General features: G+C 62.1%; 19 protein-coding genes. 11 read left to right on the top strand and 8 right to left on the bottom strand.

The window, feature by feature from the left end; genetic code table 11:
- Window positions 1-13 precede the first annotated feature (13 nt).
- Window positions 14-163 carry a hypothetical protein gene (locus ACJJVH_RS26075; protein ID WP_162749229.1) on the bottom strand — a complete coding sequence of 50 codons (150 nt, stop codon included), beginning with the start codon at window positions 161-163 and terminating at the stop codon, window positions 14-16.
- Window positions 164-609: 446 nt separating this feature from the next.
- On the opposite strand from ACJJVH_RS26075, the gene ACJJVH_RS26080 reads away from it, so the two are divergent.
- Together ACJJVH_RS26080 and ACJJVH_RS26085 are read left to right on the top strand one after the other, a co-directional pair.
- The gene (locus tag ACJJVH_RS26080) at window positions 610-2094 is read left to right on the top strand and encodes a sugar ABC transporter ATP-binding protein (protein WP_412065530.1); all 1485 of its coding nucleotides are present in this window, start codon (window positions 610-612) and stop codon (window positions 2092-2094) included.
- Between the two features lie 50 nt (window positions 2095-2144).
- Complete coding sequence (locus tag ACJJVH_RS26085; protein WP_412066225.1) at window positions 2145-3125, top strand: ABC transporter permease; 981 nt, start codon at window positions 2145-2147, stop codon at window positions 3123-3125.
- A gap of 188 nt (window positions 3126-3313) precedes the next feature.
- Here the strand turns inward: ACJJVH_RS26085 and mgrA are convergent, their stop codons facing one another.
- Window positions 3314-4354, bottom strand: coding sequence for an L-glyceraldehyde 3-phosphate reductase (gene mgrA, locus ACJJVH_RS26090; protein WP_412065531.1), 1041 nt, complete (start codon window positions 4352-4354; stop codon window positions 3314-3316).
- A gap of 509 nt (window positions 4355-4863) precedes the next feature.
- On the opposite strand from mgrA, the gene ACJJVH_RS26095 reads away from it, so the two are divergent.
- Genes ACJJVH_RS26095 through ACJJVH_RS26130 form a run of 8 tightly spaced genes read left to right on the top strand, consistent with a single transcriptional unit; the run spans window position 4864 to window position 13225 of the window.
- Window positions 4864-5898, top strand: coding sequence for an ABC transporter substrate-binding protein (locus ACJJVH_RS26095; protein WP_112798830.1), 1035 nt, complete (start codon window positions 4864-4866; stop codon window positions 5896-5898).
- A gap of 5 nt (window positions 5899-5903) precedes the next feature.
- A complete protein-coding gene (locus ACJJVH_RS26100) occupies window positions 5904-6716 on the top strand; it encodes an ABC transporter ATP-binding protein (protein ID WP_113503345.1) in 813 nt (270 codons plus the stop codon).
- A complete protein-coding gene (locus ACJJVH_RS26105; RefSeq protein ID WP_112798832.1) occupies window positions 6713-7546 on the top strand; it encodes an ABC transporter permease in 834 nt (277 codons plus the stop codon). The genes ACJJVH_RS26100 and ACJJVH_RS26105 overlap by 4 nt, the downstream gene beginning before the upstream one ends.
- Window positions 7547-7573: 27 nt before the next feature.
- Window positions 7574-8932: an FAD-dependent oxidoreductase gene (locus ACJJVH_RS26110; protein ID WP_412065532.1), complete on the top strand. Its 1359-nt coding sequence runs from the start codon at window positions 7574-7576 to the stop codon at window positions 8930-8932.
- A complete protein-coding gene (locus ACJJVH_RS26115; RefSeq protein ID WP_412065533.1) occupies window positions 8929-10086 on the top strand; it encodes a CaiB/BaiF CoA transferase family protein in 1158 nt (385 codons plus the stop codon). The genes ACJJVH_RS26110 and ACJJVH_RS26115 overlap by 4 nt, the downstream gene beginning before the upstream one ends.
- The gene (locus tag ACJJVH_RS26120; protein WP_113357278.1) at window positions 10083-10859 is read left to right on the top strand and encodes an enoyl-CoA hydratase-related protein; all 777 of its coding nucleotides are present in this window, start codon (window positions 10083-10085) and stop codon (window positions 10857-10859) included. The genes ACJJVH_RS26115 and ACJJVH_RS26120 overlap by 4 nt, the downstream gene beginning before the upstream one ends.
- Window positions 10860-10894: 35 nt before the next feature.
- Complete coding sequence (locus tag ACJJVH_RS26125) at window positions 10895-11818, top strand: LysR family transcriptional regulator (protein WP_112798838.1); 924 nt, start codon at window positions 10895-10897, stop codon at window positions 11816-11818.
- 12 nt (window positions 11819-11830) lie between these two features.
- Window positions 11831-13225 carry an amidohydrolase family protein gene (locus ACJJVH_RS26130; RefSeq protein WP_412065534.1) on the top strand — a complete coding sequence of 465 codons (1395 nt, stop codon included), beginning with the start codon at window positions 11831-11833 and terminating at the stop codon, window positions 13223-13225.
- Window positions 13226-13291: 66 nt separating this feature from the next.
- On the opposite strand, the gene fdxA is transcribed toward ACJJVH_RS26130, so the two are convergent.
- The 4 genes from fdxA to ACJJVH_RS26150 all read right to left on the bottom strand — a co-directional run bounded on the left by fdxA (window position 13292) and on the right by ACJJVH_RS26150 (window position 17586).
- Window positions 13292-13633, bottom strand: a complete 342-nt coding sequence (gene fdxA / locus ACJJVH_RS26135; RefSeq protein WP_113370556.1) for a ferredoxin — start codon at window positions 13631-13633, stop codon at window positions 13292-13294.
- Between the two features lie 211 nt (window positions 13634-13844).
- Entirely contained in the window at window positions 13845-16133 is a 2289-nt protein-coding gene (locus ACJJVH_RS26140) for a xanthine dehydrogenase family protein molybdopterin-binding subunit (RefSeq protein WP_412065535.1), read from the bottom strand.
- The gene (locus ACJJVH_RS26145; RefSeq protein WP_412065536.1) at window positions 16130-17113 is read right to left on the bottom strand and encodes an FAD binding domain-containing protein; all 984 of its coding nucleotides are present in this window, start codon (window positions 17111-17113) and stop codon (window positions 16130-16132) included. The genes ACJJVH_RS26140 and ACJJVH_RS26145 overlap by 4 nt, the downstream gene beginning before the upstream one ends.
- Window positions 17113-17586, bottom strand: coding sequence for a (2Fe-2S)-binding protein (locus ACJJVH_RS26150; protein ID WP_113393320.1), 474 nt, complete (start codon window positions 17584-17586; stop codon window positions 17113-17115). Before ACJJVH_RS26150 ends, ACJJVH_RS26145 begins: the two co-directional genes overlap by 1 nt.
- 254 nt (window positions 17587-17840) lie before the next feature.
- Between ACJJVH_RS26150 and ACJJVH_RS26155 the strand changes: the two genes are divergently transcribed.
- A complete protein-coding gene (locus ACJJVH_RS26155; RefSeq protein WP_162751718.1) occupies window positions 17841-17978 on the top strand; it encodes a hypothetical protein in 138 nt (45 codons plus the stop codon).
- Window positions 17979-17987: 9 nt separating this feature from the next.
- On the opposite strand, the gene ACJJVH_RS26160 is transcribed toward ACJJVH_RS26155, so the two are convergent.
- The gene (locus ACJJVH_RS26160; protein WP_112798849.1) at window positions 17988-18257 is read right to left on the bottom strand and encodes a PsiF family protein; all 270 of its coding nucleotides are present in this window, start codon (window positions 18255-18257) and stop codon (window positions 17988-17990) included.
- A 92-nt stretch (window positions 18258-18349) separates the two neighbouring features.
- Window positions 18350-18553 (bottom strand): hypothetical protein, encoded by a 204-nt coding sequence (locus ACJJVH_RS26165; protein WP_412065537.1) that lies wholly within the window; start codon window positions 18551-18553, stop codon window positions 18350-18352.
- Window positions 18554-18846 lie beyond the last annotated feature (293 nt).

Genomic DNA, 18846 nt, shown 5'->3' on the forward strand with positions numbered 1-18846 from the left:
AGCGCCCGAAAGTTCAGGCGCCGCAAAAGGCGTGCAGCAACACGAAAAACGAAAAGAGAACCATGACGGCAGCCAGGGCATGCTGCAGGATCGACCAGATGCGGCGGTTCGCGGCGATGGTCGGTCGCGTTGCGAGGGAAGCGAGATAGATCACCGTATCCATGAAAACTCCTGGCAAGAACATCCTTTTGGGTTGGGCGGAGCGGCTGTTGTCCCGATTGCGGGATTTCGCGTTCCGTTGCCTCAGTTATTATCTATAAAATTAGTAGACTAAAGGAAGATTTTTTCGACCCTCTCGGGTTTCCCGACAAATTAACCCCCTCACCAACCGTGAATTCTCCCTGAAGCCGGATCGGGCTCTGCCGAGCAGCGGCCGATGGAACGGTTCGGCTTTTGCGGGAGCTATGGGCTCCTCCATCTCTTTGTTTTTACGTGAATCCGGACGGACAACCGCCGCCACGCGTACTTCTGAAAGCGCTGCCATGAAGGCGGTCACATTAGATAAAAATTTATTCTATAGAATAAATCAACAAAGCAAGGCCGATCCTTGCGGTTGGGCCTCAGTGGCTTACGAGTGTCGCAGACGATCCAAACATCGAACCCGCGCTCATGACCTTGCTCGATATACAAAACCTCTCGCTTGCCTTCGGCTCGACACAGGCATTGGCGGGCGCGTCCCTGACCATCGACCGCGGCGAAATCGTCGCGCTGATGGGAGCCAACGGGGCCGGGAAATCGACACTGGTGAAGATCCTGTCCGGCCTTCACCGCGCCGATTCGGGCAGGATTCTCTGGAACGGCAATGACTATCGTGCCGATAGTCCCGCAGCCGCGAGCGCCCAGGGCATCATTACGGTACACCAGTCGACCGACGTCGTCGGCGTAGCGGGCCTTTCCGTGGCGGACGCCGTGCTGCTCAATCAATTCGTGGACAGGCGCCAACCTTTCTTCCTGTCGAAACGTTCGGTGCGGCGACAGGCAGCCGCGGTCTTGGCGGAAGCAGGCTTCGACCTGCCGCTGGATCGGGATTTCGGCGATCTTGGCACCGCCGACAGGCAGATGGTTGCCATTGCCCGGGCGCTGTCGAACAAGGCGCAGCTGCTCATTCTGGACGAGCCGACGGCAAGTCTGTCCGCGCGCGAAGCCAGGCGGCTCTACGATATCGTTCGCCGGCTGAGGGATCGCGGCCTGGGCATTCTCTACATTTCGCATCGCACGGCCGATCTCGATGCGCTTGCCGATCGGGTCGTCGTCCTGCGCGGCGGCCGCAATGTCGGCGCCTTTGCGCGCCCTGTCGATTTCGACGCAGCCATCGAAGCCATGATCGGACGGCCGATGACGGCAGCGCGGCCGCATCGCCGCGACCAATTCGGCCGAGCCGTGCTGGAGCTTCAGGGCGCACGGCTGCTTTCGGACAGCCCGCCGATCGATCTCCAGCTCCATGCCGGCGAGGTCGTGGCGATTACCGGCGTTCTCGGAGCCGGCAAGAGCCGGCTTCTCTCGACCCTCTTCGGCCTCGAACGCTTCGCCGCCGGCAATGCGCTTCTGGATGGCACAGTCTTTCGACCCGCCTCGCCCGCGGATGCGCTTGCGCGCGGGGTCGTCATGGCCGCCGCCGACCGGCATCGCTCCTCGCTCATGCCGCCGGACTGGCCGGGCGAAAGCATCGCAGCCACGATCAGCCTGCCTCATCTGAAGAAATGGTATCCATCCGGCTTCCTGTTCAAAGGGCGCGAAACCCGCGAAGGGGAAAAGGCAATCCGGCGACTCGGCATCAAAGCGCCCGGCCCGAAAGCCTCCGTGTGGTCGCTGTCCGGCGGCAATCAGCAAAAGGCCGTGCTCGCGCGCTGGGAAGCGGAACCGAGCCGGCTGCTGCTCCTCGACGAGCCCTTTCAAGGCGTGGATGTCGGAGCCCGCCACGACATTATCGCGGCCATACGCGCCCATGCGGATCGTGCCACCTTGATCGCGACATCCGATCCGGAAGAGGCGCTCGAAGTCGCCGACCGGGTGCTGGTGATGGAACGCCATGCCTTGAAGGCTGTGGCTCGAACGACCGCCGCCGACCGGCAGAAAGAGGAATACGTCCCATGAGTGAGGATACCGTCGACATCCCCGAACAGGGCAAGCCAGGCGGCGGTACGATGTCGCCACAGGAATTCGTACGGCGGGGAGCGGTATTTCTTCTGCTGTTCGCCCTTGTCGTCGTCTTCAGCTTCGCCCAGCCGGCCTTCATCAACATCAACAATCTGATGAGCATTCTGCAAGCGGTTTCGGTCGTCGCCATTATCGGCGCGGGCGTCACGGTGACGCTTGCCATCGGCGGCTTCGATCTTTCCGTCGGCGCGGTGGCCGCATCAAGCGTCATGGCTGCCAGCTACGCCATGATCGTCCTGGATCTCGATGCCTACCAGACGGTGCCCCTTGTGCTTGCCTTCGGCGCAATCGTGGGGCTCGCCAATGCCGTGCTGATCGTCCGGCTGAAGGTGCCGGATCTGCTGGCTACCCTCGCCACCATGTTTCTGTTAACGGGATTGCAGTTAATCCCGACGGCAGGGCGGTCCATTTCCGCGGGGCTGATCCTTCCTGACGGCACGGTGGCAATCGGCAAGGTCGACCCGGCCTTTCTGACGATCGGACGATCGAGCCTGCTCGGCGTCATCCCCTTTCCCGTGATTCTCATGCTGCTCGTGGCCTTCGTGCTCCACGTTCTCACCGAGCGCACCCGCATCGGCCGCCTCCTCTATGCGACCGGCGGCAATGAAGCGGCAACCCGGCTGGCCGGCGCGAATATCGGCCGCCTTAAGACCTTTGCCTACGTGCTTTCAGGGGTTCTCGCCTCTCTCGGTGGCATTATCGTCGCCGCCCGCGTCGGCCGCGGCGATGTCTCCTCGGGGGCTTCGTTGCTGATGGATTCCGTCGCAGCCTCGCTTATCGGCTTCGCCGTCCTGGGATTGCGCCGTCCCAACGTTCTCGGCACGACCATCGGTGCGGTTTTCGTCGGCGTTCTTCTGAACGGGCTGACGATGCTCAACGCTCCCTATTACACCCAGGATTTCATCAAGGGCGCCGTCCTCGTCGGCGCGCTCGCCCTCACCTACGGCATCGGTCGCGGCAAGGCATGATCCCTCTCCCCAACCAGCGGAAATCACCGCACGAAACGGTCCGGCTCGTTCATTTCGGAACTCCGATCCTTGCAAGCAGGCAACAGCCAGGCTTGCGATCATCACATAACGACGGTGGCACCGCACGTCCCCAGCCGGCCTGATCCAAGATGATCTGCCCGGTGTTTCGGGCAGACCCCTGAGATCTGTCAGACCGCCTTGTCGTGAGAGGGCTTTTCCCAAAGATTGATGCCACCTTCGACGGCATGGCGGTCGATCTCCGCGAGTTCCTCGGCACTGAAAGTCAGGTCGTTCAGGGCGGCCACATTCTCCTCCACCTGCCGCGCCGAACTCGCGCCGATCAGCGCCGACGTAACGCGCGGGTCCCGGAGAACCCAGGCAATGGCGAGCTGGGCAAGCGACTGGCCGCGGCGCTTGGCGATCTCGTTGAGCGCGCGGGCCCGCTCGATATTTTCCTCTTTCAGATGTTCGGGCCGCAGGGGATCTCCGCCAGGCCGGTTGACGCGGGAATCCTGAGGAATGCCGTTCAGATATTTGTTGGTCAGCAGGCCCTGGGCAAGCGGCGTAAAGGCGATGATGCCCGCTCCGACTTCATCCGAAGCGGCAAGCAGGTCCGTCTCGATCCAACGATTGAAAAGATTGTAGGCAGGCTGGTTGATGAGAAGCGGCACCTGCCGTTCCTTCAGGAGTGCTGCGATTTCGCGCGTCTTGTTGCCGGAATAGGACGATACGCCCACATAAAGCGCCTTGCCCTGCCGCACCGCCTGAGCCAGCGCGTCAGCCGTTTCCTCCAGCGGCGTCTCCGCGTCGAAGCGATGGGAATAGAAAATATCGACATAGTCGATGCCAAGGCGGCCGAGACTCTGATCGAGGCTGGAAAGAAGCGCCTTCTTCGACCCGCCACGGCCATAGGGACCCGGCCACATGTCCCAGCCGGCCTTCGAAGAGATGATGAGCTCGTCGCGATAGCTGGCCAGATCCTGTTTCAGGATACGACCGAAATTGATCTCCGCGCTTCCAGCCGGCGGGCCGTAGTTGTTGGCTAGGTCGAAATGCGTGATACCGAGATCGAAGGCTTTGAAAAGGATCGATCTTTGCGTGTCGAGAGGCGTCGTATCGCCGAAATTGTGCCAGAGGCCGAAGGAGATGGCCGGCAGTTTGAGCCCGCTTCGACCGACACGGCGGAAATGGGCGGAATCATAGCGTTCCGGATCGGGGCGATAGGTCATGAATTGCCTTCCTGTCGAGCAAACTGATATGGGCAGCGACGCGACCGGGGCAGCTTCGTTGCCTGGCAGGCAAGGGCAGGCTCGATCACCTTCGCAATAGACAGAGAATGGCAGAGAGCCATCCGATGAGAAGCCAACCGATATTTTTTATCGGCGGGATTGAAGAAGTTTTTTCCAGCCGCTGATCGTCCCGGAGAGCATATGAATGCGGTTCGCGCACTATCCGAACCTTCGGAAAAGGCTCTCGCGCATTCGGTAGGCAGGCTCCCTTTACCAGAGCCGGCGCGGCTCGTCGTTTCCGGAACCGGGGAATCCGCTCGTTTCGCCGCACGGAGGGGCTTTCGGTCCCGTCCATCCGGCACGAGCAGAAGTGCTGACCGTTGCCTTTTCAGCAATCGATAGTGCGCATAATTGTTCTTTATTAGAACGCTGAATTCCCCCATCATCCCGGCATTGGTGGATAACGAGACAAAAAGTCCGATCGCCCAATCAACAGGGGAACTATCAGAATGTCTCAATTCATGATGAATCGCCGTCGTTTCCTGTCCAACGCAGGCCTGATCGGAGGTCTCGCCGCAACCCAGACCTTCGTCGGCATCCGCGCCGGCAAGGCGGCCGATGTCGCCGAAGTCCGCATGCAGCTCGGCTGGCTTGCTTCCAACGGCCTGATCGGCGAGGTCGCCGCGCAGAAGAAGGGCTTCTTTACCGAACAGGGCATCAATCTCACCATCGTTCCCGGCGGCCCGAATGTGGATGGCGTCGCCGGTGTCGCGGCCGGACAATCCACGATCGGCCAGATCTCCTCCAGCCCATCCGTCATGCTCGCGCGCTCGGCCGGAATGCCGGTCAAGGCGTTTCTCGCCGGATACCGTAAGCATCCCTTTACATATTTCTCGCTGAAAAAGGCACCGATCCGCGAGCCGAAGGACATGATCGGCAAGACGATCGCCACGCAGCCGACGGCCTTCATCCTTTTGCGCGCGTTGCTCGCCCAAAATGGCATTCCGGAAGACAAGGTGAAGATGGTCAACATGGGTTCCGACATGAACCAGCTGATCACCGGGCAAGCCGATGCCGTCACTGGCTGGGTCACAAACACCAACGCCTTGAAGGTGCTCGGAGACGAGCGCGTCGACATGATGCTGTGGGATGCCGGACTGAAGCTTTACGCCAACGTCTACTACACCACCGACGAGCAGCTCGACAAGCATTCCGACGTGCTGGTGCGCTTCACCACGGCGGCCGCCAAGGGCTGGGGCTATGTCCGCGACCATCCGGAGGAAGCCGTCGACATGCTGGTGGATGCCTATCCCAACCTCGACAAGGCGAGCGAGCTGGAGGCCGTTCACCCCGTCATCGATTTCTCCTTCGGCGACAGCACCAAGCAGACCGGCTGGGGCGCGATGAACAAGGACAATTGGGCCGCGCAGATCAAGGCTTACGCCGATCTCAAGCAATTTACCGGCGCCACGCCTACGGTCGATGACGTCGCCACCATGGCGATCCTCGATGCCACAACCGACATCCGCAAGCAGATCGGGTGAACGCCATGATGAGCGCCGCTACAGTCAAACAGCCGCTGCCCGTTGCCGAAACGGCAAGGCTCGCCGTTTCCATTCGCGATCTCGACATCCGCTTTGGAGACAAGGGCAATGAGTTCACCGCCCTGTCCAATGTGTCCGTGGATATTCCCGAAGGATCGTTCGTTACCATGCTCGGGCCGTCCGGCTGCGGCAAGTCGACCCTTCTGCGCTGTATCGCCGATCTCGTCGATATCAGCGACGGTTCGGTCTCGGTGTTCGGCCGGCCGCCGCGCCAGGCGCGCGAGGGCCGCGACTTCGCCTTCGTCTTCCAGGAGGCAACGCTCCTGCCGTGGCGCAGCGTCATCGACAACGTTCGCCTGCCACTCGAAGTCGGCAGGCACGACAAGAGCGCCTATGCCGACCCCATAGAACTGCTTGCTCTCGTCGGCCTGAAGGGGCGCGAAAAAGCCTTGCCGCACGAACTGTCAGGCGGCATGCGCCAGCGTGTCGCCATCGCTCGCGCCCTGGTGACGAAGCCGCGGATTTTGCTGATGGACGAGCCCTTCGGCGCGCTGGACGAGATCACCCGCGACAAGCTCAACGAGGAACTGCTGCGCATCTGGCGCGAAACGGGCACGACCATCGTCTTCGTCACCCATTCCATTCCAGAGGCGGTCTTCCTCGGCCAGCATGTGCTGATGCTGCAAGCCCATCCGGGCCGCGTGAAGGAATTCATGAAGGTCGACCTTCCCTATCCCCGCGCGCTTGCGATGCGCGATACGGTCGACTTCATCAAGGTCACTGCGCATCTGCGCGCACTGCTGGAGGAATGCATATGAGCAACGCCGTGCACTCCGACATCCGCAACGTCGCCAAGGCGCCGCGCAAGGTCGCCGTTCTCGATGCGACTTTCGGCGTCCTTCATTCGCACATGCCGGCGATCCTTGCGGCACTCGGCTGCATCGTGCTCTGGCAGGCGGTCATCTGGATCTTCAAGATTCCGACCTTCATGGCGCCGGGGCCCGTCGATGTCCTCCAGGCCTTTCGCGACAACGCCGCGATGCTGACGCGCAACTTGCTGCCGACGGTGTTGGAAGCCGTCCTCGGCTTCGTGTTCGGCAACCTCGTCGCCATTCTGCTGGCGATCTGGTTCGTCCACAGCGCCACCGCGGAGAAAGCCTTTTATCCGATCGCCGTCTTCGTCAAGGCGATCCCGATCATCGCACTTGCGCCGATCCTCGTCCTGATTTTCGGCAATGGCGTCGCCCCGAAAATCATCATCGCCGGGCTGATCTGCTTCTTCCCGACACTGGTCAACATGGTTCAGGGGCTTCGCTCCGCAAGCCCCGCCATGCTCGATCTCATGCGGGTGCTTTCGGCCAGCAACTCCGAAATCCTCTGGAAGGTTCGCCTCCCAAGCTCGCTGCCATTCCTCTTCGCCGCCCTGAAGATCGCAGCGACAAGCAGCGTCATGGGTGCGATCGTCGCCGAATGGATCGGCTCCAGTTTCGGGCTCGGCGCCCTCATCATCGAGGCGACCTATAATTTCCGCTCGCCGCTGCTTTACGCAACGGTCGTCATTGCCGCGCTGCTCGCCGTGATCCTCTTCTTCATCGTCTCGGTCGCGGAGGCGAGGATGATCCGCTGGAAACCGGCCGGACAGCACTGAAGCCTTAAAAACATCGAGGGAACACCAATGGAACAGGTTATTCACCAGCCTGCACGGGATATCCGTGTCGTCGATCGCTCCGATGTGGTTGTCGTCGGCGGTGGCCCGGCAGGGATTGCCGCAGCCGTATCGGCCGCGCGCAACGGCGCCAGCGTCACCCTTCTCGAACGCTACCCCTATGTCGGCGGGCTTGCCGCCGGCGGCATGGTGCTGGTGCTCGACGACATGATCAACGAGCTCGAAATCACCGTGCGCGGCATCTGCATGGAGATGATCGAGCGCATGAAGCGCTGGGGGCTCTGCGTGACGCCGACGGACCGCGATCGGCTGATCGAATTCCGCGACACGTCGGAGGCCTGGCAGCGCTGGGCGCGCTGGGGACTCTTCGACTTCCACACGCAATCGATGCCGCACCCGATCTGCTTTTCCGCCGCCTTCGATCCAGACGCCTTCAAGCGTGCAGCCTACGACATGATCGCCGAAGCCAGGATCAAGCTCAGGACCCATAGCTGGTTTTCCTCGGCGATCGTCGAAGACGGTGCGATCAAAGGCGTGATCTGCCAGACCAAGGAAGGCATGCAGGCGATCCTTGGCGGTGTCGTCATCGACACGACGGGTGATCTCGACGTGGCAGCAAGCGCTGGGGCTTCCCACATCGAATCCAACTTCATCCTGACGACGGTGTCGCGCTGGGGCGGCGTCGATACGGAAGCGGCGGAACGCTTCGAACAGCAGGAGCCGGAAGCCTTCAAGGCGCTCGATCACGAAGCCAAGCGGCTGATCGGCGGTTGCTGGTCCTTCTGGTGGCTGAAGACACCGCTGCCCGGCGTCGTCTGGCTGAACTGCCCGCATATGCCGACCTTGAGCGGCCTGAAGGTCGACGACCTGACGAAGGCCGAGATGGAGGGTCGCTCAAGGATCGCGAAGCTCCTCGATTTCGCGCGGGAAAAGATGCCCGGCTTCGAGAATGCCTATGTCGTCGATTTCGCCCCGCAGACGGGCGTGCGTCAGACGCGGCTGCTGGAAGGCGCGTATGTCGTTACCAAGGACGACGTCATGACCCGCCGCCATTTTACCGACACGGTCTGCCGCGGCCGTGATTATTACACGCCGTACCGCGCCATGCTGCCGAAGGAGATCGACCAGCTGATCGTCGCCGGCCGGCACTATTCGGCAACGCCACAGGCACAGAAATCCAGCCGCGAGATTCCGCCTTGCATGGCGATGGGCGAAGCGGCGGGTGTCGCCGCAACCGTCGCCCTCAATGCCGGGACGACCGTTCGCAAGGCCGATATCCGCGCAATTCAGAAACAGATGCGAGCTCAGGGCGCCGATCCCGGCGACATCCCCTCGGAGAACGCCACATATTTGGAGGCAGCAGAATGACGACTTTGCCACTCGACGGAATCCGCGTGATCGATTTCACGCAGGTCATGCTCGGGCCTTCCTGCACGCAGGTCCTTGCGGATTACGGCGCCGAGGTCATCAAGATCGAGAAGGTGAAGATCGGCGATCTCTCGCGTTGGTCGCTCGGTTCCGATCCGGACGGCCTCAACAATCCGGTCTTCTGCTCCCTGAATCGCAACAAGAAGAGTCTGGCACTGGACCTGAAGGACCCGACGGCGAACAGAACCGTTCTGACGCTGCTGGAGACGGCCGATGTCGTCGTCAACAACTTCCGGCCGGGAGTCATGGAGCGCATGGGCTTCGGCTATGAGGATTTGAAGGCGATCAATCCCCGTCTGATCTATGCCGTCGGCACGGGCTTCGGGCTGACGGGCCCTTATCAGCACAAGGGTGGTCAGGACGTGCTGGCGCAAGCCGTCTCGGGCGTCATGCGCCGCAAGTCGGACAACAGCCACCCCACCTCGATCTATGCAACGCCGCTCGCCGACTATTCGGCCGGCATGCACCTCGTCCAGGGTATCCTGCTCGCTCTCCTGCAACGCGACAAGACGGGCGAAGGCCAGCAGGTGGCGGTCAGCCTCTACAACTCCATGATCGCCATGCAGATGCAGGAAGGCACGACGCATCTGATGCGGCAGAGAGACCTGAACTGGGGTGCTTTCCCGCTGACGGGCGTCTTCGAGACGACGGACAGCGCAATCGTCATGGTCGGGGCCTTCAAGCCGAACCCGCTGCGCGACATCTGCGCGGCACTCGAGATCGAGGACCTCTCGCAATATCCGCAATACAAGGACTTCGACGCCCAGATGGCGCGGCGGCCGGAGCTGCAGGCGATCTTCCGCGAGAATTTCGCCAGAAACAGCACCGCGCATTGGATAGAGCGGCTCGAAGGCGTCGACATCCTCTGCGCGCCGGTGCGGTCGCTTCCCGAAGCGCTGAAGGACGAGCAGACAATCATCAACAAGATGATCCTCGAGGCCGGCGAGACCGCCGCCGGTCCAATCCGCCTCATCGGTTCGCCGATCGACATGTCGGCCGCACAGGTGACCGTGCGGATTGCGCCGCCGCAGCTTGGCCAGCATAACGAGGAAATCCTGGCATCGCTTTCAGAGCTGCGGGGGGATGCGGCATGAGCGTTTCCTTCACGGTAGAAGACCGCGTCGCCCGCGTCACGCTCGACCGGCCGGATCGGATGAACGCAGTCGATGCGGAGACCGAAGCGAGGCTGGAAGCGATCTGGACGGAGATCGAGAGGCGTGACGACATCAGCTGCGTCGTTCTGACCGGTTCCGGCGAAAAGGCGTTTTGCGCAGGCGCCGACCTCAAAGGCGGAAGCGGCAGTTCCGGCGTCGATTACTGGACGGTCGGCCGGGAAAACGGCTTCGGCGGCCTCGCCTTCCGCCGCTCGCTCGACGTGCCCGTCATCGCCCGCGTCAACGGCTACGCGCTGGGCGGCGGCTTCGAAATGGTGCTCGGCTGCGATATCGTCATTGCGGTGGAAACGGCCCGTTTCGGCCTGCCGGAAGCGCGCGTTGGCCGCATGCCGCTCGATGGCGGCATGGTGCTTTTACAACGCAAGATTCCGTTCAACCGCGCCATGGCGGTGATGCTGACGGGGCGGCAGTTCGGCGCGCAGGAAATGGCAGGCTATGGCATCGTCAACGAGGTCGTGCCGGCAGCCGAACTGGACGCTGCCGTCGATCGCTGGGTCGCAGACATCGTCGCCTGTGCGCCGCTGTCGCTGCGGGCAATCAAGCAGACGGTTAATCGCACGGCGCATCTAAGCCCGGCCGAAGCACAGGCGCTCAGAACGCCGGCTCTGATCAAGGCTCTGAAAAGCGAGGATGCCATGGAGGGCGTTACAGCTTTTCGCGAGAAGCGGGCGCCCGTTTGGCGCGGCAGATAGGCATGCTATAGCTTCGAGATTGCCGAGGGCCTTTCATGCATGCCAGCATCCTGAAGTATTTCGCCGAGGTCGCACGCTCCGGGTCGATCCGCAAGGCATCCGACGAGCTGCATGTGGCAACCTCGGCCGTCAGCCGCCAGATCAAGAAGCTGGAAGACGAACTTGGAACGCCGCTGTTCGAACGCTTCTCCGACGGCTTGCGGCTGACGTCCGCCGGAGAAATCGTGCTGCGGCACGCCAAGGACACGCTGCACGAATATGAGATCATGAAATCCAATCTCGGCGATCTCCATGGCAAGAATACCGGCCGGGTCCATATCGCCGCCCTGGACAGCCTCGCGATCCAGTTCCTGCCGGAATTCGTCTCCGGCTTCCACAAGAAGCATCCGGCAGTGGATTTTCGTATCCGCACCGATAATTACAACAATATCTTCCGCTTTCTCGCCGAAGGCGATGTCGACATCGGCGTCACTTTCGATCTCGCCCGGCCGCACGACATGAAGCTGATCCATGGCGTGCGCATGCCGTTGATGGCGATCGTCGCCAAAAGCCATCCGCTCGCGCGGCAAAGATCGGTAACGCTGCAGGAATGCGCCCAGTTCAACATGCTGCTGCAGCTCGACAACGAGGTCATGAGCTCGATGATCGCCGTCGAACTCGGCGCGCTCAACCGCGTCGGGCGCACATTGGTCGCGACGAACAACCAGATGATGCTCAAACCCATGATCCTCGCCGGCGAAGGCGTTGCCTTCTTCACGCCGCTCGGGCTGCTGCGCGAGCTGGAGGCCGGCGATGCCGTCGCCCTTTCGATCGCCGGATCGAAGCTTCAGAATCTCGAAGTCGGCATCGTCGTCTCGCGCCGCCGCCAGCTTACCCATGCGACGGAGGTCGTCGCCCAATCGATGGGCGAAGAGCTGTCGAAATTTGCCGAGAAGATCAACAGGCTGGTCTCGCGATAGAGGGAAAGGACTATGGCCATGCGGTTGTTGCTTGATCCGGGTCATGCGCCGGCCCGGAGGATCGAGGAGGAGGCCGAGCTTCCGCCGGCACTCCGATCCGTTCGTCTGCAACGCGGCGACCTGGTCTTGCCTTCCCCGGTCAACGCGCATGACCATGGCTACGGCATCCGCACCCTCGATTTCGGCGCGCTCGATGACGCCCTGGAAGCATGGATACCGGGCCTGAGGCTGCGGCCGCGCACCGACCCTTACCTGGAAGCGCTCGTCGCCTTCGGGCGGCTCGCCAGAACCGGCATCGGCGCCACGATGCATTGCCATAACTCATTGAACGTCGATCGCCTGATCGATGAGGCAGGTGCGGTCGTGCGGGCCGCCGGCGACATCGGCATCCGGCTTGCGCTCTCCTGTCCGCTGCTCGACCATGACGCCTGGGCCTATGATGGCGGCCCGCAACGGCTGAGGCCGTTTCTTTCCGAACATGACTGGAATGCGCTCGCCGGAACCATTCCCGACTATGCCCCGATCCGCACGCAACTTGACGCCGTCGAGGCGGTAGCGGCTGCCAATACCGGTCCGCTGGTCGACGTGCAGTATGGACCGATCGGGCCGCAATGGTGCTCGAACGCGCTTCTGGAAGCCATTGCCGAAGCCTCCGCGTCCCATGACCGGCGCATTCATATGCATCTGCTCGAAAGTCCGCGCCAACGTGTATGGCTCGACCGGCGCTTCCCGGAGGGCGTTGTCAGTTATCTCGACAGAATAGGCTTCCTTTCGCCAAGGCTCGCCGTTGCCCATGGTGTGCAGCTGCGCCCCGACGAATTGGAGTTGCTTGCCGGGCGCGGCGTACAGATCGTCAGCAATCCCGCGGCCAATCTGCGTCTGCGCTCAGGCGTCGCCCCGATCGCATCGACGATCGAACGCGGCGGCCCGGCCTTCGCCATCGGCCTCGACGGCACCGGATTGGATGACGATCAGGATCTATGGCGCGAGATGCGGCTTCTTTATCTCCTGCAGGGCGGTCGCGGTCTGACCAGGCAGCTGGCGACCGGGGATATATTCGATGCCGCGATCCGCGTCGGCCGTCAGGTCGTCAATGCAAGGAGCGCGGAAGACTTCACGATCGTCGACTATCAGGCGCTCATCGACGAGTCGCTTTTCGACGATGTCGACGAGGCGGACGTGCTGCTGACCCGCATGAGCGCGCGACATGCCAAAGGGCTCGTTGTCGCCGGCCGCGAGGTGATGCGCGAGGGAAGGCTGACAAGCGTCGACTTCGATGCGGCCTTGTCCGAGTTGTCGACGCAGGCAAGAGCCGATCTGCCGCGGCTTCAGAAACAACGTCCTCTCGTGCGGGCCTTGTCGGAAGCGACGCGCAGCTATTATGCCGCCTGGTCCGGCGTTTCCTGAATCCGGTAAAAAGCGGCAACCGCAGTTCGGATCCCGGCCGCGATGCTTGTTCAAGGCGTCACGGCATCACATGCGCTTTTCGGAAGCACCGCCATAAGCCGCGACGAAGGGATGATCGAGACTGGTGGTGCGGCTTTTGTCCCAGCCGCCCGGTGCGCCCCAGCCGGTAACGTCACCGGCGAAGAAATCGCGGTTGACGTCGCGCAGAAACAAGCGCTCCGCCGGCATTTCCTCATCCCATAGAATAGCATCGACCGGACAGACGGAGAGACAGAGCCCGCAATTGATGCACTCCTCCGGCTGGATGTAGAACATCCGTCCGCCCTCGTAGATGCAATCCACCGGACAGGCCACGGTGCAGGCACCGTCTTTCGTATCGATGCAGGGCTCGGTGATCACGTAAGCCATGATGTTCGCCTCACTGCGCTCTGAACGGCGCGTTCGATGAACTATGGCAAAAGGGGGCGTTCTGAAGAAGCACCAATTTTCGGCCTTTTCATTGCCGAAACGGCAACGCCGAGGTCATGGAAATACGAAAACGGGCGAGAAATTTTAAAGGACCATGCGTCCTGAGCATTCGAGCCGCACGCTCGCACAGTGCGGCTCGAACGCAGCAAGATCAAATCAGCTTCTCCAAGGTGATCGGCAGATCGCGGATGCGCTTGCCGGTCGCATGGAACACGGCATTGGCAATGGCAGGCGCCACGCCGACGATGCCAACTTCGCCGACGCCCTTTCCGCCGAGCGCCGAGGCATGACGGTCCGGCACACCGACGGAGATTACCTGAATATCCGGAATGTCCGAATTCGTCGGCACGAGGTAATCGCCCACATTGTTGTTGACGGTTCGCCCGTTGCGCGGATCGACCAGCCCTTCCTCCAGAAGCGCCTGACCGATCCCCATGATGATGCCGCCGCGCCACTGGCTTTCGACCAGCCGCGGATTGTAGAGGCGGCCGCAATCGAAGGCGGAAACCATGCGCGAGACGCGCACCGTGCCGAAATCCTCGTCGATCCGCACTTCGGCGAAATGGGCGCACCAGCTGTGCATGGAATAATCGCCCATGGTCGGCCCTTGCACTTTCGCCATGGTGGTCCATGCCTGAAGCTGCTCCTGGGCATTTGCGCCATCAGGCAGGGTGTTGCGCCGGACTTCGATCTCCTCGCGCTTGAGCGCCGACATCAGTTCCGCCAGCGTGAGCGACGGGGTTTCGCCGCGTGGCGCTGCGATGCGGCCTTCGGCGAAATTCAGCGTGTTCGCGCCCGTCTCACGGAACGGCGAATTGGCATCGCTGAGCGCAAGCCCGATAAGTTCGTCACGGGCTGCAACCGCAGCCTTGTGAACGGCTCCCATGATCGAGCCGGCCAGCATCGAGCCGCCGGCAATCGCCGAGCCCGGCAGGCGTGAATCGCCGAGATGCACCTCGACTTGCTCGACCGGAATGCCGAAGACTTCCGCAGCGCTCTGGGCGAGGATCGTATAGGTCCCCTGCCCCATGTCGATGGCGCCGCTGACGACCTCGACCCGGCCGTTCGCGAGAATACGGATCATCGCCTCGCTCGGTGCGCGGATGACCGGGAAGGTGCCGCAACCGATGCCCCAGCCGATCAGGGTCTTGCCGTCCCGCATCGAACGCGGCGCGTGGCTGCGTCGCGCCCAGCCGAAAGCTTCGGCGCCCTCTGTCAGCGCTTCACGCAGCCGTCGTGTCGACCATGGCTTGCCGGACTGGTAGTCGTGATCGGCATAGTTTTTCAGCCGGATTTCCAGCGGATCCATGCCGAGCTTGTAGGCAAGCTCCTCGATCGCGCATTCGATGCCATAGGCGCTCGGGTTTTTGCCCGGTCCGCGCAAGGCGCCTGGCGTCACGCTGTTGACCGGCACGATGCGATGCTGCGAGGAAAAATTCTCGACCTTGTAGAGGATCGAGGTCGCCGCCCCCGTCTGCTCCGGCCAATCGGCATAGATGGAGGTCTCGCTGGCGCCGCGATGGACGATCGCCTGCAGGACGCCGTCCTGCGTCGCTCCGAGCGCGATCTTCTGTCTGGTCGCGGCGCGACCGCCGTAGCTGGTAAAATTCTGCGGCCGTGTGACCGCGAGCTTCACCGGCCGGCCAAGCTTCCTTGCCGCCGCGATCGCCACAGCACCATAGGCAAGCGGTTGCCCCTTCGATCCGAAACCGCCGCCGATGAAGGGCGAGATGATCCGGACATTTTCATAGGGCATGTCGAACCATTCGGAATACATGCGCGCCATGCCATGCGACCACTGGCTCGGCTCCCATATGGTCAGCTGGTCGCCATCCCATTTCGCCGTGAGGCCATGCGGCTCCATAGCCACATGATATTCCCGCGGCGTCGAATACTCCGCCTCGATCCTGACCGGAGACGCGGCGAGCGCCGCCTCGGCATCGCCCCAGCTGGACGAGAGTGGCTCCATGAGCTTGCCTTCGCCGGCATTCGGATCGTTGAGATCGGCGACATGCTCGCTTTCCTCGTAGGTGACGCGCACCAGCCTGGCGGCTTCGGTCGCCTGTTCGCGGCTTTCGGCCACGACGGCGGCAATCGACTGGCCGTTGAACTGCACCTCGCGCGGCAGCGGATAATAGGGTCCCTCGACGGGCTTGTTGCCGCCCCAGTCGCCGCCGAGCTTGAGACCGAGATCATCCTCCGGCGTCAGGACCAGCAGCACGCCCGGCATTGCAAGTGCCGCTGAGGCATCAACCTTCACGACGCGCCCGGCCGGAATGGTGCTTTGAACGAGGACGGCGTGGGCGAGGTTTTCGACGGGATATTCCAGCGCGTAAGTCGCCGTACCCATGACCTTCATATTGCCTTCGAAGCGCGATTGACGACCGCCGACCGTGCCGTCGGAAGCATCCCCATGCTTGCGGGGTTCCATCATGGTCATGCGAGGCCTCCCATCTTCAGAATGGCGCGAGCGACGACGCGCTGCGCAAGTTCGATCTTGTAACGGTTGCCGCCATGCGCGACGGCACCCTCCATGGCGAGACGGCCGGCCTTTTCCACGGCATCGGCCTCAAGCGCCTTGCCGACGAGCGCCTGCTCGACGGCTCGCGCCCGCCAGGGTTTGGCGGCAACCCCGCCCAATGCCACACGGATGTCGCGGATCGTTCTGCCATCGGCTTCGAGCTCGAGGCCAATAGCGGCACTTGCGGCAGCGAATTCATAGGACTGCCGGTCGCGGACCTTCAGATAGGTGGAGTTTCGCGCAGCGGCGGAAGCAGGGATATCGATTGCGATGATGATTTCGCCGCGCTGAAGGAGCGTTTCCCTATCCGGCGTGTCGCCGGGACAGAGAAAAAAGTCGTCAATGGCAAGCTTGCGGCTATCCGTCTCGACCACGGCATCGAAGGCGACCAGGGCGACCGCCAGATCGCCGGGATAGGAGGCGATGCAAGCCTCGCTCGTGCCGAGCACCGCATGATTGCGCGTGACGCCGCCGATTGCCGAGCAGCCGGAACCGGGATTGCGCTTGTTGCAGGCGGGGAAGGCGCCCGGATCGCGAAAATAGGAACAGCGCGTCCGCTGCAGGAGATTGCCGCCGATCGTCGCCATGTTGCGAAGTTGGGCCGAGGCCGCGAGCGACAGCGATTCCGAAACCGCCGGAAAGGCCGCACGAATATCCTTGTGATCGGCGACCTCGCTCATCCTGGCAAGAGCACCGATCCTTGCACCGGCTGTATCGACCACGATGCTGCCCATCCCGGAAAGATGGGTGATATCGATCACCGTTTCGGGTTCGCTGACGCCGCATTTGGCAAGATCGAGCAGGGTTGTGCCGCCAGCCAGCAGCATGGCGCCCGCTTGTTGGGCTGCCTGGCCGGCTTCAGTGGCAGAAGTCGCGCGCAGATAGGAGAAGTTCCGCATCAGGCCGCCTCCGCTGCCTGGCGCACCGCCGCAACGATGCTGTTATAGGCCCCGCACCGACAGAGATTGCCGGACATGTATTCGCGGATCTCCGCATCCGACCCGGCATGTCCCTCGCGAATGCAGGCAACCGCCGACATGATCTGGCCCGGCGTGCAGTAGCCGCACTGAAAGGCATCGTGTTCGATGAACGCGGCCTGCACGGGATGCAGATCGCCGCTCTCGCCGGCAATGCCCTCGATCGTCGTGACCTTGCGGCCCTCGGCCTGCGCGGCAAGCGTCAGACAGGAGAGCACGCGCTTGCCGTCGACATGGCAGGTGCAGGTGCCGCACTGGCCCTGGTCGCACCCCTTCTTCGTGCCGGTAAGCGAAAGATGCTCGCGCAGCGCATCGAGCAGCGTCACGCGCGGCTCGATATCGAGTTCGTGTCGCTGCCCGTTGATATCGAGGGCGATATGGATGGTTCGCGTCATAATAAGCTCCTGCCATCGTCACGAAGATCAGACCTACGAAATCTGGTAGAGTCTATTCGTCGGTCCACCGGTTTGCTGTATGATTTTCTCAGGAAGACGAACCGCCAGCATTTCCTCTCAGCGGCCGGCTCATCGGAATCAGGACGTAAGGCGCAACATCAATAAACGGAGGCGCCTCCGTTTAAACTAATCCCTGGTTTGTTTTCGTCAAGCCCTGACATTCCGGGCAAGAATCGATGGCAAGAATGCTTTCGATGGGTGCAGTGACCCGCCTGAGCGCGGCGGGCCCGCATGGCGGCACGTCCGCCGCGCAGCGGGATGTTGCAACGACTGCGGGCAAAAAGCAAAAAGCCGGGATGCGAGATCCCGGCTTCCAAGTCGATTTGCAATGAATTGATACGTCAGCTCTTCTTCTTCGAAGCTGCCTTGCAATCCGCGCGGAATTTCTTGCGGGCTTTTCCGTGCAGGCCCTTGGCATCGGCGTCGGCCGAGCACTTCTTCGAAACGGCCTGCTTGTCCGTCGTTGCCGTTGCAGCGGGCTTGACGGTCGTCGAAGCCGCGGCCGGCGTGGTGGCTGTCGTTGCGGCGGGAGCTGGAGCCGGGGAGGCCGCGAAAGCCGATCCGGCAAAGGCGAGCGCGCCAAGAAGTGCGAGTGTTCTGGAGATTTTCATCAAAATTCCTCTGGAGATGGCGCCGCCTGAACGGGCATGGGGTGGGACATGAATAACAAGCCTGAGCCTGTATGAAACAACGCTGCTGACGATCAGCCGTTCTGGTCGCCGGCGCTCTCCGCGCCCGGCTCCTGCTCTTTTTCCTTCAGTCCGTCGGTCAGCTTGTTGACGCCTTCGAAGCCGGCGACGGCGGCGGCGGCCTTCGTTACGAAGCCGGCATTCGGGTCGACAGCCTCTGCAGCATCCTCGGCAGCGACGGCTCCCGCGACTTCCTCGATCAATTTTCCGATACCCATTTTAAGCTCCAGAATATGTCGACCTGCGATCGATCGCGGCGGTCGAGCGTTGCGAACACCCCGTCGCAGGGGTCCGAAGGGCTGTAGCCAGGATCTGACCGATACCTTTCCATCCTGAGGCGAGGCATGGTTTTCCCCGGCTCCTGCCATGTAGGCAACGAAACTGAAAGCGGCCTGAAGCCAAGATGAAACGAAACTGATATTGCAACCTTCACGCCATCCATCCGGCCGGATTTGACGTACGCAGCCTCCGAACCGTCACATCCGCCTAATAGGCCTGTGCTAAGCCCTCC

Origin of the sequence: Rhizobium sp. SYY.PMSO (genome assembly GCF_046840415.1) — a bacterium.
In the GTDB taxonomy this organism is placed as follows: Bacteria; Pseudomonadota; Alphaproteobacteria; order Rhizobiales; family Rhizobiaceae; genus Rhizobium.